Below are 14,662 nucleotides of genomic sequence, written 5' to 3'. Positions count from 1 at the left end.
TGGTACGGGGTGTCGCGACCGGGTCGTCCCGGGTGGGCACGGATGTCTTGACAGATCGTCCCGGCCGGTGCAAAGTGCGAAACATTCCAGAAACTTTGAACGATCTAATCCTGCCGTAAGGGAGTTGGATCGTTCAAGACGGCGAGAGGGATTTAGTGGCTGACAAGGTGACGATCGCGACGGTGGCCCGGCACGCCCGGGTCAGCCGGCAGACCGTCTCCAACGTGCTCAACGCGCCGCACATCGTCCGCGAGGAGACCCGGCAGCGGGTGCAGGAGGCGATCGCGACGCTCGGCTACCGGGCCAACCAGGCCGCCCGGCAGATGCGGACCGGCCGCTCGCGGCTGATCGCCGCCCGCATCGAACCGACCCGGGACGGCATCAACGGCTCGGTGCTCGACCGGTTCCTGCACGGCCTCACCGAGACCGCCGACGCCGCCGGCTACCGGGTCATGCTCTACACCGCCACCGACGACGGCCAGGAGATCGCCACCTACGACGACCTGCTCGGCGCGTACGAGCTGGACGGCTTCGTGCTGACCGGCACCGACCACGGCGATCCCCGGACGGCCTGGCTGGCCGACCGGAGCGTGCCCTTCGTGACCTTCGGCCGGCCCTGGGACGCCCCCGAGTCCCACCCCTGGGTCGACGTCGACGGCGCCGCCGGCACCGCCCAGGCCACCTCGCGGCTGCTGGCGAACGGCCACCGCCGGATCGCCTTCCTCGGCTGGCCGGAGGGCTCCGGAGTCGGCGACGACCGGCGCGCCGGCTGGCGTACCACCCTCACCGCGGCCGGCCTCGACCCGGACGGCCTGCACCGGGAGACCGAGGACGGCGTCGCGGACGGCGAGCGGTCGATGCGCGAGCTGCTGGCGACCCCCGAGCCGCCGACCGGCGTGGTCTGCGCCAGCGACTCCCTCGCCCTCGGCGCGCTCCAGGCGGTCCGGGCCGTGGCCGCGGAGACCGCCGTCATCGGATTCGACGACACCCCGGTCGCGGCGGCGGTCGGGTTGACCAGCGTCAGCCAACCGCTCGCGGTCGCCGCGGCCCGCTGCGTCGAGCTGCTCACCGGCGTGCTCGACGGCCACCCCACCGACCCCCAGGTGCTGCTCCAGCCCGCGCTGGTGCTGCGGCACACCGCGTGATCCCCCGTTTCCCCCACCAGGAGAAGAAGATGGCATCTCGATCCCTCACCCGGGCGGCGGTGGCCGGCCTCGCCGCCGTCGCCCTGTTCGGCTCCGCCGCGTGCGGCAGCGGCTTCGACGACTCCTCCAGCGACGCGAAGCAGTCCAGCGGCCCGGCGAACCTGCAGATCCTGATCGGCTCCTCGGGCGAGGCGGAGACCAAGGCCGTCCAGGACGCCGCCGCGAAGTGGGCGTCGTCCTCGGGCAACCAGGCCACCGTCACCCCCGCCCAGGACCTCGTCCAGCAGCTCGGCCAGGCCCTCGCCGGCGGCAGCCCGCCGGACGTGTTCTACGTCGACGCCAGCCGGTTCGCCGACTACGCGAGCGTCGGCGCCCTGGAGCCGTACGCCGACAAGATCAGCAAGCCGGACGACTTCTACGAGAGCCTGCGCACCGCGTTCAGCTACGACGGCAAGTTCTACTGCGCGCCCAAGGACTTCTCCACCCTCGCCCTGCAGATCAACACCGACCTCTGGACGAAGGCCGGGCTGACCGACGCCGACGTGCCGACCACCTGGGACCAGCTCACCGCCACCAGCCAGAAGATCAAGGCCAAGGGTCTGGTGCCGCTCGCGCTCGGTGACACCCGGGACCGGATCGGCGCGTTCCTGGTGCAGAACGGCGGCTGGCTGATCAGCAAGGACGGCAAGCAGCCCACCGCGGACACCCCGGAGAACCTGGCCGCCCTGCAGTACGTCAAGACCCTGCTCACCAGCGGGTACGCGAAGTACCCCAAGCAGCTCGACGCCGGCTGGTCCGGTGAGGCGTTCGGCAAGGGCAAGGCCGTGATGACCATCGAGGGCAACTGGATCAAGGGCGCCCTGCAGAACGACTTCCCGAACGTGAAGTACAAGGTCGTCCCGCTGCCCGCCGGCCCGAAGGGGCAGGGCACGCTCTCCTTCACCAACTGCTGGGGGATCGCGGCGAAGTCGAAGTACAAGGACCAGGCGATCAAGTTCGTCGAGGCGATGACCGCCGGCGAGCAGCAGATGGCCTTCGCCAAGGCGTTCGGCGTGATGCCCTCCCGGCAGTCCGTCCGCGACCAGTACACCGGCGCCTTCCCGGCCGACAAGCCGTTCATCGACGGCGCCGCGTACGCCCAGGGCCCGGTGAACGCCCCGAAGATGGACAGCGTCCTCGGTGACCTGGACACCGGCCTGCAGGGTCTGACCAACGGCGACCCGAAGAAGACCCTGGAGAACTTCGACAAGAACGCCAAGGCGGCGCTCGGCGGCTGAGCGGGACCGGAGGGCCCGGCCCGCACCGGGCCCTCCGGCCGGCTCCCACTCACCAAGGGAGGGGAGATGGCAACCGAAGCACTCGCCGGGGCGGCCATCGCGCAGGCCGGCCCACCCGGCCCGGGACGCGGCATCCGGAGCAACGAGAACATGGCCGGGTGGCTCTTCGTCGCGCCCGTGATCGTCATCCTCGGGCTGTTCCTGCTGTTGCCGATCCTGATGGCGCTCTGGGTGAGCCTCACCGACTGGAACGGGCAGGGCAGCCCCTTCACCGGGAAGGTGCCGTTCGTCGGCGGCGAGAACTACACCCGGCTGTTCAGCGAGGACGGGCTGGCCCGCCGCGACTTCATGACCAGCATCCGGAACAACGTCTACTACGTGGTGATCGTGGTGCCGACGCAGACGGTGCTCGCCCTCGCGCTCGCCCTGGTGGTCAACAACCGGATGCTCAAAGGGAAGGGGTTCTTCCGGACCGCCTTCTACTTCCCCTCGGTCACCAGCTCGGTGGCGATCAGCGTGGTCTTCCTGTTCATGTTCGCCAACTCCGGCGCGGTCAACGCGCTGCTGCGCCTCTTCGGCATCGACGGACCGCAGTGGTTCGCCGACTCGCGGGGCGTGCTGCACCTGCTGCTCGGCGCGGTCGGCGTGGACTCCCCGCCCGCCGCGCTCACCGCCGGCGGCCCGTTCGGGCTGACCTGGTGGGACTGGCTCGCCGGGCCCAGCGTCGCGATGATCTCGATCATCAGCCTGGTGGTGTGGACCACCTCGGGCACCTTCATGCTGATGTTCCTCGCCGCGCTGCAGAACGTCCCGGTGGCGCTGGACGAGGCGAGCATCCTTGACGGGGCCACCCGCTGGCAGCGGTTCCGGCACGTCACCCTGCCGCTGATCAAGCCGACCACGTTCCTGGTGCTCACCCTCGGCCTGATCGGCTCCTGGCAGGTCTTCGACCAGGTGTATGTGATGAGCCAGGGGGAGCCGGCCAAGACCACGCTCACCCCGGCGTACCTGTCGTACCGGACCGCGTTCCGGGACTTCGACTACGGCTCCGGGGCGGCGATCTCGTTCGTCCTCTTCCTGATCATCATCGTGCTCACCCTGGTCCAGCGCCGGGTCATGGCCGACCGGGACGAGCCCCGGCCCCGGCGCGGCCGGTGGCGGCGACGCGTACCGGAAGGGTCGCAGACATGACCGCGCTGACAGACCGGCCGCCGGCGCCGGCGGCCACCGCGCGCCGCGCCGACCGCGGTCCGCGCACCCTGGTTAACAGTTTCGTCGGGTACGCCGTCCTGATCTTCTTCGGGCTGGTCTTCCTCTACCCGTTCGTCATCCAGATCGGCAACTCGCTCAAGACCGAGCCGGACGCGGCCGCGAACCCGCTCTCCCCGGTGCCCGACCCGCTGTCGCTGGCCGGCTTCGAGCGGATCTTCGCGGGCACCGCCTTCCCGCTCTGGCTGGGCAACTCGCTGCTGGTCACGGTGCTGGTGACGCTCGGCCGGGTGTTCTTCGACTCGCTCGCCGGGTACGCCCTCGCGCGGTTGCGGTTCCGCGGCCGGGCCGGGCTGTTCGCCGCGATCATCGCGGTGATGGCGGTGCCCGGTGTGGTGCTGCTGATCCCGAAGTTCCTGGTGCTCAACCAGCTCGGCCTCTACGACAGCTACGCCGGGCTGATCGTGCCGCTGCTCGCCGACGCGGCCGGCGTCTTCATCATGAAGCAGTTCTTCGAGTCGATCCCGGTCAGCGTCGAGGAGGCGGCCCGGATCGACGGCGCCGGCACCTTCCGCACCTTCTGGTCGGTGGTGCTGCCGATGGCGAAGCCGGCGCTGATCACGCTGACCATCCTGTCGTTCCAGGGTTCCTGGAACGAGTTCCCGCACAGCCTCGTCGCGGTCCAGGACCCGGGCCTGTTCACCCTGCCCCGAGGCCTGGCCGACCTGGTCAGCGGCTCGCTCGGCAAGGGCACGCAGTATCCGCTGAAGCTGGGTGCCGCGCTGCTGGCCACCATCCCGGTGGCGGTGCTCTTCGTGATCTTCCAGCGGTACTTCGTCCGGGGCGCCAACGAGGGCGCCGACAAGGGCTGACCCGACCGTCGGCGGTTCCCGGCCGCGCGCCCGGGAACCGCCGACGGTTCACCGCTGTTCGAGCACGGACATGACGTTGCCGGCCGGGTCGGTGAACCAGGCGATGGTCGGGCCGTGGCCGCGCATGATCCCCTTCTCGTCCTGGGGCATCCCCTCGTACCGGGCGAACCGCACCCCGCGCGAGGTCACCTCGTCGACCGCCCGGTCGACGTCCGCCACCGGGAAGTTGAGCACCGTGTAGCTGGCCGGCACGTGGTCGGCCTTCGGATAGACCAGGACCGGCCGATCCCCGGCGATGTGCAGCGTCAGCAGCCCGCCCATCTCGTCGTCCCGCGACACCCGCAGGCCGAGCGTCTCGGCGTAGAACCGCTCGGCGTGGTCGATGTCGTCCACCGAGAACCCGCTGAACGCCTTCGTGTCCCTGAACATCTGGTCTCCTCACTCTCCGTGGCGGTCTTGGTGCTCCTGCTTGTGGCGTACGGGGGGGTGGACGACGCGTGGCGCGTGCTCAGGCCTCCGGGACCGGCTCGGTGGGGACGGCGACGTGCAGCCGGAGCTGGGGGACCAGCATGTCGTCGACATCGAGGGCCCGGGCCGCGCCTTCCGGCTCCCAGCCGGTGCTGGTGAGGAACTTCCGGGTCGCCTCGTCCCCGTCGAACGCCCAGGCCACCGCCCGGGTGAAGCCGTCGGCGCGCCAGAGGTCCACGGCGGCGGCGAGCAGCCGGCTGCCGTGCCCGCGCCGGCCCCAACGCGGCTCGATCAGCAGGTCGGTCACCGCCACCACGCCGTCGGCGAGCGCGTCGGCCGGCTCGCCCGGGGCGAGTGCCTCCGCGTCGGCCGGACCCGATGCGGCGAAACCCACCAGATACGATTGCTCGGCCTGTTCGACGGCGACCAGCACGCGGTGCGCGCCCGAGGGCGGCTCCTGCACCGCCGCGCTCCACCGCCGGGCGAGGTACGCCTCGTCCAGGTTGTCGAGCACGTGCCGGGGCAGGATCCGGCGGTACGCGACCCGCCAGGTCGCGAGCTGGATGCGTGCGATCTCGCCGGCGTCCTCGGGACGCGCCGGGCGGACGTACCCGAGAGCCATGGGACGTGAGCCTACGCAGGGCGAGGGAGGCGACGGTGGCGCAGGGTGCCAGGCGGACGTACGGGCAGGTCGTCGGGGTGCTGGTGCTCGCCGCCGCGGTGGCCGCCTTCCTCTCCGTCGCGGCCGTGCGGCACGGCTTCTTCGACCTGAAGGTCTACTACGGCGCGCTGACCTTCTGGGTGCACGACGGCGGGGAGGTCTACGACTTCCTCAAGGCCGGCACCCAGTACGGCTTCACCTATCCGCCGTTCGCCGCGCTGGTCATGCTGCCGATGGCGTACCTGCCCTGGCCGGCGGCGATCACGGTGAGCGTGGTCGCCAGCGTGGTGACCAGCGCCGTGCTGATCTGGTGGCTGGTCGACCCGATCGCCCGCCGGGCCGGCTGGACCCGCTGGTTCGCCCTCGCGGTGGCGCTCTGCCTGGCCGCCGCGTTCGAGCCGATGCGCGAGACGGTCAACTTCGGCCAGGTCAACACGCTGCTGCTCTTCCTGGTGGCGGTGGACCTGCTGCGACTGCTGCCGGCCGGAAACCGGTGGGCCGGGGTGGGCATCGGCCTGGCCACCGCGATCAAGCTGACTCCGGGCGTCTTCATCGTCTACCTGCTGGTCACCCGGCGCTGGCGGGCCGCGTTCACCGCGATGGCCGCCGCCGCCGGGGCGACCCTGCTCGCCGCGGCGCTCTTCCCGGACGCCTCGCGGGAGTTCTGGACGTCGGCGCTGTGGAACACCGGCCGGGTCGGGGAGCTGGCGTTCGTCTCCAACCAGTCGCTGCGCGGGGTGGTGGCCCGGCTCGATCCGGAGCACCCCAGCACGGTGGCCTGGCTGGCGCTGGTGCTGGCCACCCTCGCCGTCTGGGCCTGGCGGTCCCGGGCCGCGGTGGCCGCCGGCGACGAGGCCACCGGCCTGGCGCTGACCGGCGCGATGATGTGCCTGGTCAGCCCGGTGACCTGGGTGCACCACCTGGTCTGGCTGATCCCCGGACTGATCCTGTTGGTGGACAACGCCATGGCCGCGCCCGCGCGCGGCCGCCGGCGCCGCGTCCTGCTGGCCGCCGCGATCATCGGGTACGGCTTCCTGATCAGCCGGATCGTCTGGGCCTGGGAGAAGGACTTCACCGGCGTGGACGGCTTCCTCGGCAGCAACACCTACGTCTGGATCAGCCTGGCGCTGCTGCTCGGCCTGCCGATCCGCCGCTGGGCCGTGCCGGCCGACGGCGGGCCGGCCCGGGAGCCGGGGCCGGCGGGTTCCGTCGGTGAGCGGGGGCCGGCCGGGTCAGCCGTCGAGCCGGGCGGTGTACCGCAGCTCGACCAGGCCGACGGGTTCGCGGCCGCCGGAGAGCGGCACCGGGTAGACGGACTCCGCCCCGTCGGGTGACAGCCCGGCCCGCTCGTAGAAGCTGCGGGCCCGGACGTTGTCGGCCAGCACCCAGAGCCGGTACTCGGTCCAGCCCCGCTCGGCCAGTCCGGCACGGGCCGCGGCCAGCAGCGCCCGGCCGGTCCCGCCGCCCCAACGCGCCGGCTCCACGTACATGGTCACGATCTCGCCGTACGCCGGGTCGAGGTCGGCCCGGTCCTGGTCGTTCCGGTACGGCCCGAAGGTGGCGAAGCCGGTGACCGCGCCGTCGACCTCGCTGACCAGGGTGGTGAACGGGTGCTCCGGGTCGGCGGTGCCGAGGTCCCGGCGGCGCTGCGCCCAGGCCGCCGGGTTGAGCCGACGCAGCACCTCGTCCGGCATGAACCCGGCGTAGCCGGCCTGCCAGCTCCGCACGTGCACCCGGGCGATCGCCTCGGCGTCGTCCGGCTCCTCCCGGCGAATGGTGAGCATCCGTCCGTTCTATTCCCTCGCGGGCGATCGGTCCAGCGTCCGCTCCGGCGTCGTACCCGTGGATTAGGGTGCCCGACGATGGCTGTACCGGAATCGCTCTCGCTCGCCCAGGCCCGGCGCGTCGCCCTCACGGCCCAGGGCTTCGCCGACCCGGCCCCCGGCGGCGCGCCCACCCGCCGGCACCTGCGCCGGGCGCTCGACCGGGTCGGTCTGATCCAGATGGATTCGGTCAACGTGCTGCAGCGCGCGCACTACCTGCCGCTCTACAGCCGGCTCGGGCCGTACCCGACCGCGCTGCTCGACGCCGCCGCCTACCGCCGCCCCCGCGAGCTCTTCGAGTACTGGGGGCACGAGGCGTCGCTGGTCCCGGTCGGGCTGCACCCGGCGCTGCGCTGGCGGATGGCCAAGGCGCAGGACGAAGCCTGGGGCGGCATGCGCCGGATCGCGCAGGAGCAGCCGGAGCTGGTCGCCTGGGTCCGCGACGAGGTGGCCGCCCGGGGGCCGCTGACCGCCGCCGAGATCGAGCACGACGCGCCCCGGGAGACCGGCAACTGGGGCTGGAACTGGTCGGCGGTGAAGCGGGCGCTGGAGTTCCTGTTCTGGGCCGGCGAGGTGACCGCCGCCGAGCGCACCACCTCGTTCGCCCGCCGCTACGACCTGCCCGAGCGGGTGCTGCCGGCCGCCGTGCTCGACGCCCCCACGCCCACCGACGCCGACGCGTGGCGGGCCCTGGTGTCGATCGCCGCCCGGTCGCTCGGTGTGGCCGCCGAGCCGGAGCTGCGCGACTACTTCCGGCTGCCGCTGGCCGGCGCCCGGCGGGCGGTCGCCGAGCTGGTCGAGGCGGGGGAGCTGACGCCGGTCACGGTGCAGGGCTGGCGGCAGCCGGCGTACCTGCACGCGCAGGCCCGGCTGCCCCGGTGGGTGCGGGGCAACACGCTGGTCAGCCCCTTCGACCCGCTGGTCTGGGAGCGGGCCCGCACGGAGCGGCTCTTCGACTTCAGCTACCGGATCGAGATCTACGTGCCCGCCCCGCAGCGGGTGCACGGCTACTACGTGCTGCCGTTCCTCCAGGGGGAGCGGTTCACCGCCCGGGTCGACCTGAAGGCCGACCGGAAGACGGGAGTGCTGCTCGTGCCGGCCGCCTGGGCCGAGCCCGGGGCCGTCCCGGGGGAGACGGCGATGGCCCTGGCCGCCGAGCTCTACCGGCTGGCCGGCTGGCTCGGTCTCGACGCGGTGGCCCCGCCCGTGGCGGGGGACCTCGCGGTGCCGCTGGCCGCCGCGCTGGCGGGCGTCGCCGGTGTACGGTGAGCGCGTGACGAGCGTCGACCGGCCGGCCACCCAGCCGGGCCAGCAGGTCCCCGACGGTGTCGCCCCGACCGCCCCGGCGGTCCCCGGCGTCGGGCACGCGGAGCCCGGGCCGGCGGCGTGGCCCACCGGCGAGGTCCCGGCCGGCGGCTGGCCGCAGCCGGCGGCCTACCAGCCTGTCGAGCCGGACCGGTTCACCCGGCTCGTGATCCGTCTCCATGAGCGCGCCCCGCGCTGGGCGGTGCCGCTGGCAGCGCTCGGCTGCGTCGGCATGGGCATGGCGTACGCGCTGGTCAGCGACCCCACCCACAGCGACCCGGACGCCCGGCCGACCTGCCTGCTCAAGCTCACCACCGGGCTGGACTGCCCGGGCTGCGGCGGCACCCGCGCCCTCTGGTACGTGCTGCACGGGGACCTGCCGGCCGCCGCCCGGCACCACTTCCTGTTCGTCTTCTCGCTGCCGTTCCTCGCCTATCTCTTCGTCGCCTGGGCGGGAAACCAGGCGTTCGGCTGGCGCCTGCCGGAGCTGCGGCTCAGCCCCAAGGTGATCGGCGGCTTCCTCGCCGCCTGGCTCGCCTTCTCGGTGCTGCGCAACCTGCCCTGGGCCCCCTTCACCTCCCTGTACGTCTGACCGGTCGCGCGGTCTCCGCGTGACCGGGGTTGCACCGGGCGAGCCTGGCTTGGGTACGGGCCCCGGAGGCCACTACAGTCCCAGGAATGCCGGAGATGGTGCAGCCCCAGGTCAAGCTGATCGCGTGGACCCAGTTCCAGGCCCCGGACGACGTGCCGTGGTCGACCGACGCCGAGGGCGGCCAGGCGCTCGCCGAGTTCGCCGGTCGGGCCTGCTACCAGAGCTGGAAGAAGCCGAACCCGGCCACCGCGACGAACGCCGGCTACCTGGCGCACATCCTGGAGGTCGGGCACCTGTCGGTGCTGGAGCACGGCTCGGTGAGCTTCTACTTCAGTGGCGTGTCCCGCTCGTTCACCCACGAGCTGATCCGGCACCGGCACTTCTCGTACTCCCAGCTGTCCCAGCGGTACGTCCCGGAGCGGGACGCCGCCATGGTCGAGCCGACGGTGATCGCCGACGACCCGGAGCTGCACAAGAAGTTCGTCGAGGCCGCCGAGGCGAGCGTCCGGGCGTACAACGAGCTGCTGGAGGGCCTGGAGCAGCGCTTCGCCGACGAGCCGAACCCGACGCTGCGCCGCAAGCAGGCCCGGCAGGCGGCCCGGGCGGTGCTGCCCAACGCCACCGAGACCCGGATCGTGGTCACCGGCAACTACCGGGCCTGGCGGCACTTCATCAAGATGCGCGCCACCGAGCACGCCGACGTGGAGATCCGCGAGCTGGCCGTGGAGTGCCTGCGGCAGCTCAAGGGCGTCGCGCCGAACGTCTTCGCGGACTTCGTGATCTCCGCCCTGCCGGACGGCACCGAGGTGGCGGCCAGCCCGCACGCCGAGTGACTCCTGAACCCTTCCCCGCCGGGGCCCCGGTGGTCGTCCGCTAGGTTGTGAACATGACGCACGACCACCCTGCCGCCCCCGACCGGGGCGCGTCGCGCCCGTTCGGGCGACTGCTCACGGCCATGGTGACCCCGTTCACCCCGGACGGGTCCCTCGACCTCGACGGCGCCGTACGCCTCGCGCAGCACCTCGTCGAGGAGCAGGGCAACGACGCGCTGGTGATCAACGGCACCACCGGCGAGTCGCCGACCACCACCGACGCGGAGAAGGAGATCCTGATCCGCGCCGTCGTGGAGGCGGTCGGCGACCGGGCCAGGATCGTCGCCGGGGTCGGCACCAACGACACGCGGCACACGATCGAGCTGGCCGCGTCGGCGGAGAAGGCCGGCGCGCACGGGCTGCTGGTGGTCACCCCGTACTACAACAAGCCGCCGCAGAGCGGGCTGCTGCGCCACTTCACCGCGGTCGCGGACGCCACCGGGCTGCCGATCATGCTCTACGACATCCCGGGCCGATCGGGCGTGCCGATCGCCACCGAGACGCTGGTGAAGCTCGCCGAGCACGGCCGGATCGTCGCGGTCAAGGACGCCAAGGGCGACCTCACCGCCACCTCCTGGGTGCTCGCCCGCAGCGACCTGGCCTACTACTGCGGCGAGGACTCGCTGACCCTGCCCGCGCTCGCCGTCGGCGGCGTCGGCCTGGTCGGCACCTCGACGCACTTCACCGGGGCGCTGGCCAAGCAGATGATCGAGGCGTACGACGCGGGGGACACCGCCACCGCGCTGCGCCTGCACCGGCGGCTGCTGCCCCTGTTCACCGGCATCTTCCGTACCCAGGGCGTGATCCTGGTGAAGGCGGGCCTGGCGGCCAAGGGCCTGCCGGCCGGCCCGGTACGACCGCCGCTGGTGGACGCCACCGCCGACGAACTGGCCCAGCTGCGCGCGGACTGCGCGGCGGCGGGCCTGGAACTGCCCGAATGATCGAACGACACGACGGACGCCGAGTGACGGCGTCGCAGAATGAGGTGGACGCGTGACCGAGGCGCATTTCGAGGGTGAACTGCCCCCGCCGCTGCCGGAGGGCGGCCTGCGGATCATGCCGCTCGGCGGACTCGGCGCCATCGGCCGGAACATGACCGTCTTCGAGTACGACGGCAAGCTGCTGGTGGTCGACTGCGGGGTGCTCTTCCCCGACGTCGAGCAGCCGGGCGTGGACCTTATCCTGCCCGACTTCGGGCCGATCCTGGACCGGCTCGACGACGTCCAGGCGATCGTGCTCACCCACGGTCACGAGGACCACATCGGCGCGGTGCCGTACCTGCTCGCCCACAAGTCGGACATCCCGCTGGTCGGCTCCCAGTTCACCCTCGCCCTGGTCGAGGCGAAGCTGGCCGAGCGGCGGATCCAGCCGTACACGTTGACCGTGCGGGAGGGCGGCCGGGAGCGGCTCGGCCCGTTCGAGCTGGAGTTCTTCGCCGTCAACCACTCCATCCCGGACGCGCTCGCGGTGGCCATCCGCACGCCGGCCGGCCTGGTGCTGCACACCGGCGACTTCAAGATGGACCAGCTCCCGCTGGACGGCCGGATCACCGACCTGGCCGGCTTCGCCCGGCTCGGCGCCGAGGGCGTCGACCTGCTGCTGTCGGACTCCACCAACGCGGAGATCCCCGGCTTCGTCACCCCGGAGCGGGAGATCGGGCCGGTGCTCGACTCGATCTTCGCGAAGGCCAAGGGGCGGATCATCGTCGCCTCGTTCGCCTCGCACGTGCACCGGGTGCAGCAGGTCTTCGACTCGGCGATCGAGCACGGCCGCAAGGTCGCGCTGATCGGCCGGTCCATGGTCCGGAACATGGGCATCGCCCGGGACCTCGGCCTGCTCAACATCCCGGCCGGCCTGGTGGTCGGCATCGAGGAGGCGACCACGCTGCCGCCCGAGCAGATCGTGCTGATGTCCACCGGCTCGCAGGGCGAGCCGATGAGCGCCCTGGGCCGGATGGCGAGCGGCGACCACCGGCACATCACCATCGCCCCCGGCGACACGGTGGTGCTGGCCTCCTCGCTGGTGCCCGGCAACGAGACCTCCGTCTACCGGGTGATCAACCGGCTGGCCCGGGCCGGCGCGGTGGTCGTGCACAAGGACGTCGCCAAGGTGCACGTCTCCGGCCACGCCCCCGCCGGGGAGCTGCTCTACCTGCTCAACATGGTCCGCCCGAGCAACCTCATGCCGGTGCACGGCGAGTGGCGGCACCTGCGCGCCCACGCCCGCCTCGGCATCGAGTCCGGGGTCGCCCCGGACCGGGTGGTGCTCTGCGAGGACGGCGACGTGGTCGACCTGGTCGAGGGCCGCGCCAGCCTGGTCGGGCACGTGAAGAGCCGGTACGTCTACGTCGACGGTCTCGCCGTCGGCGACGTCAGCGAGTCGTTGCTGACCGAGCGGCGGATCCTCGGCGACGGCGGCTTCATCGCCACCACCGTTGTCGTCGACTCGGTGACCGGCAAGGTGGTTGCCGGCCCGACCCTGTCGGCGAAGGGCTTCTCCGAGGACCCGGCGGCGTTCAACCCGGTGATCCCACTGGTCACCGAGGCGCTCAACCGGGCCGCCGCGGACGGCATCACCGACCCGCACCAGCTCCAGCAGATCGTCCGGCGCACCGTCGGGCGGTGGGTCAACGACGCGTACCGGCGGCGGCCAATGATCGTCCCGACCGTGGTCGAGGTCTGACCCCACCGGCTCCGCACGCCGGTCCACCGTCCGCGGTGGGCCGGCGTCGTCACTCTCCGGGTACGCCCGGATGTCCCCCGACCACGCTCGGTCGATCGTCGTCGGTCGCTTCAACCGATCGGCGTCCGTCTCCGTACTCCGCTCCGGCAGGCGTAACCCGCGCCGGCCGGGAGGAGCGTGGCGGATGGACCGCAGACGGATCACAGCCATCGGCGTACTGGTGGCGGCGGCGGGAGCGGCGGCGGCGGTGACCCTGCCGTCGTTCGCCGGGGAGGGCGCGGCGCCCCGCGGCGGTGCGTCCGCGGCGTCCGACGGCGTCGCGCCGGAGGTGGTCGACGCGCTGAGCCGCGACCTCTCGCTGAGCCGGGAACAGGCCGCGAAGCGCCTGACGACCGAGCGCCGGGCGGCCGCCACCGTCGCCCGGCTCCGGACCGAGCTGGGCGAGGACTACGGCGGCAGCTGGCTCAGCGCCGACGGCAGCCAGCTGATGGTGGCGGTGGCCGACCCGGCGCGGGCGGATCGGGTGCGGGCGGCCGGTGCGGTGCCGAAACCGGTGGACCGGGGCGTCCGCGAGCTGGACGCGGTGAAGAGCCGCCTGGACGCGGCCGGCGGCCAGGCCAGCCCGGACGTCTCCGGCTGGTACGTCGACGTCGCCACCAACTCGGTGGTGGTGCTCGCCTGGCCCGGCGCGGAGGCGGCCGGCCGGCGGTTCGCCGAGGCCAGCGGCGTGCCCGCCGGGTCGGTCCGGGTGCGGGCCGCCGCGGAGGCGCCCCGCCCGCTGTTCGACGTACGCGGCGGCGACGCCTTCTTCATCAACAACGCCGGCCGCTGCTCGGTCGGCTTCTCGGTGGTGGGCGGATTCGTCACCGCCGGGCACTGCGGCCAACCGGGCGACCGGACCACCGGCGCGAACCGGATCGCCCAGGGCACCTTCACCGCCTCGTCGTTCCCGGGAGACGACTGGGCGGTCGTCGAGGTGAACGGCGAGTGGACGCCGCAGGGCGTGGTGAACGACTTCAACGGCGGCACGGTGCCGGTGAACGGCTCCACCGAGGCCGCGGTCGGCGCCTCGGTCTGCCGCTCCGGCTCGACCACCGGCACCCGGTGCGGCGTGATCCAGACCAAGAACGCCACGGTGAACTATCCGGAGGGGACGGTCACCGGGCTGACCCGGACGAACGTCTGCGCCGAACCGGGCGACTCCGGCGGCGCGTGGCTCTCCGGCGACCAGGCGCAGGGGGTCACCTCCGGCGGGTCCGGGGACTGCACGCAGGGCGGGGTGACGTTCTTCCAGCCGGTCAACGAGATCCTCCAGCGCAACAACCTGACCCTGGTCACCGCGACCGGCCGGTCGGCGCCGCCGTCCGAGCCGCCCGCCGGGGGCGGCGCCACCGCCCCGCCCGCCACCGCCGCCCCGGGCGCGCCGCCGGCCGGGGAGCAGGCCGCGTGCACCGGCCAGGTGAGCCGCGTCGGCCAGATCGCCGCCGGCCGGGCGCAGAACCAGCCGGACGGTCGCTGGTTCCGGGCCGCCGCCGGGAGCCAGGAGGCCTGCCTGGAGGCGCCGGAGGGCGCCCTGGTGGCGGTGCGGCTGCAACGCTTCACCGGGACCTCGTTCGAGACCGTGGCCAGCGCCGACACCTCCGGCGGCTTGGCCCGGCTGACCGCCGACACCCCGGCCGGCGTCTACCGTTACCGGGTCGTCGGGCTGGACGGCGCCGGGGCGTACACCCTGGCCTTCGCCGCCCGCTGAGTCGTC

At 72.9% G+C, this 14,662-nt stretch carries 14 protein-coding genes; 11 read left to right on the top strand and 3 right to left on the bottom strand.

Annotated features, from left to right (window positions below; all coding sequences use genetic code 11):
- Positions 1-155: 155 nt before the first annotated feature.
- The 4 genes from GA0070613_RS01290 to GA0070613_RS01275 all read left to right on the top strand — a co-directional run bounded on the left by GA0070613_RS01290 (position 156) and on the right by GA0070613_RS01275 (position 4,503).
- Entirely contained in the window at positions 156-1,145 is a 990-nt protein-coding gene (locus tag GA0070613_RS01290; protein WP_089010588.1) for a LacI family DNA-binding transcriptional regulator, read from the top strand.
- A 29-nt stretch (positions 1,146-1,174) separates the two neighbouring features.
- The gene (locus GA0070613_RS01285) at positions 1,175-2,422 is read left to right on the top strand and encodes a sugar ABC transporter substrate-binding protein (RefSeq protein ID WP_089010587.1); all 1,248 of its coding nucleotides are present in this window, start codon (positions 1,175-1,177) and stop codon (positions 2,420-2,422) included.
- Between the two features lie 66 nt (positions 2,423-2,488).
- Positions 2,489-3,613, top strand: coding sequence for a carbohydrate ABC transporter permease (locus GA0070613_RS01280; RefSeq protein ID WP_089010586.1), 1,125 nt, complete (start codon positions 2,489-2,491; stop codon positions 3,611-3,613).
- A complete protein-coding gene (locus GA0070613_RS01275) occupies positions 3,610-4,503 on the top strand; it encodes a carbohydrate ABC transporter permease (protein ID WP_089010585.1) in 894 nt (297 codons plus the stop codon). The genes GA0070613_RS01280 and GA0070613_RS01275 overlap by 4 nt, the downstream gene beginning before the upstream one ends.
- A 48-nt stretch (positions 4,504-4,551) precedes the next feature.
- Here GA0070613_RS01275 and GA0070613_RS01270 read toward each other — a convergent pair whose 3' ends face one another.
- Together GA0070613_RS01270 and GA0070613_RS01265 are read right to left on the bottom strand one after the other, a co-directional pair.
- Positions 4,552-4,932 (bottom strand): VOC family protein, encoded by a 381-nt coding sequence (locus tag GA0070613_RS01270; protein ID WP_089010584.1) that lies wholly within the window; start codon positions 4,930-4,932, stop codon positions 4,552-4,554.
- Positions 4,933-5,011: 79 nt separating this feature from the next.
- On the bottom strand, positions 5,012-5,593 hold the full coding sequence (locus tag GA0070613_RS01265; protein ID WP_089010583.1) for a GNAT family N-acetyltransferase: 582 nt from the start codon (positions 5,591-5,593) through the stop codon (positions 5,012-5,014).
- Positions 5,594-5,628: 35 nt separating this feature from the next.
- On the opposite strand from GA0070613_RS01265, the gene GA0070613_RS01260 reads away from it, so the two are divergent.
- On the top strand, positions 5,629-6,966 hold the full coding sequence (locus GA0070613_RS01260; protein ID WP_089010582.1) for a glycosyltransferase family 87 protein: 1,338 nt from the start codon (positions 5,629-5,631) through the stop codon (positions 6,964-6,966).
- On the opposite strand, the gene GA0070613_RS01255 is transcribed toward GA0070613_RS01260, so the two are convergent.
- Positions 6,865-7,416, bottom strand: a complete 552-nt coding sequence (locus tag GA0070613_RS01255; protein WP_089010581.1) for a GNAT family N-acetyltransferase — start codon at positions 7,414-7,416, stop codon at positions 6,865-6,867. The two genes, GA0070613_RS01260 and GA0070613_RS01255, sit on opposite strands and share 102 nt — an antisense overlap.
- Before the next feature lie 78 nt (positions 7,417-7,494).
- Here GA0070613_RS01255 and GA0070613_RS01250 point away from each other — a divergent pair, with 78 nt between their 5' ends.
- The 6 genes from GA0070613_RS01250 to GA0070613_RS01225 all read left to right on the top strand — a co-directional run bounded on the left by GA0070613_RS01250 (position 7,495) and on the right by GA0070613_RS01225 (position 14,656).
- Positions 7,495-8,724 (top strand): winged helix-turn-helix domain-containing protein, encoded by a 1,230-nt coding sequence (locus GA0070613_RS01250; RefSeq protein WP_089010580.1) that lies wholly within the window; start codon positions 7,495-7,497, stop codon positions 8,722-8,724.
- Positions 8,714-9,352 carry a DUF2752 domain-containing protein gene (locus GA0070613_RS01245; RefSeq protein ID WP_172875733.1) on the top strand — a complete coding sequence of 213 codons (639 nt, stop codon included), beginning with the start codon at positions 8,714-8,716 and terminating at the stop codon, positions 9,350-9,352. The genes GA0070613_RS01250 and GA0070613_RS01245 overlap by 11 nt, the downstream gene beginning before the upstream one ends.
- Before the next feature lie 95 nt (positions 9,353-9,447).
- Positions 9,448-10,185 carry an FAD-dependent thymidylate synthase gene (thyX, locus tag GA0070613_RS01240; RefSeq protein WP_089015673.1) on the top strand — a complete coding sequence of 246 codons (738 nt, stop codon included), beginning with the start codon at positions 9,448-9,450 and terminating at the stop codon, positions 10,183-10,185.
- A 53-nt stretch (positions 10,186-10,238) separates the two neighbouring features.
- Positions 10,239-11,165, top strand: a complete 927-nt coding sequence (gene dapA / locus GA0070613_RS01235; RefSeq protein ID WP_089010579.1) for a 4-hydroxy-tetrahydrodipicolinate synthase — start codon at positions 10,239-10,241, stop codon at positions 11,163-11,165.
- Positions 11,166-11,217: 52 nt separating this feature from the next.
- The gene (locus GA0070613_RS01230) at positions 11,218-12,906 is read left to right on the top strand and encodes a ribonuclease J (RefSeq protein ID WP_089010578.1); all 1,689 of its coding nucleotides are present in this window, start codon (positions 11,218-11,220) and stop codon (positions 12,904-12,906) included.
- Between the two features lie 184 nt (positions 12,907-13,090).
- Positions 13,091-14,656, top strand: coding sequence for a S1 family peptidase (locus GA0070613_RS01225; RefSeq protein ID WP_089010577.1), 1,566 nt, complete (start codon positions 13,091-13,093; stop codon positions 14,654-14,656).
- Positions 14,657-14,662 lie beyond the last annotated feature (6 nt).

The sequence above is a fragment of the Micromonospora inositola genome, assembly GCF_900090285.1.
In the GTDB taxonomy this organism is placed as follows: domain Bacteria; phylum Actinomycetota; class Actinomycetes; order Mycobacteriales; family Micromonosporaceae; genus Micromonospora; species Micromonospora inositola.
Note: the sequence above shows the minus strand (reverse complement) of the source record. Positions and strands in the feature narration are given on the sequence as shown.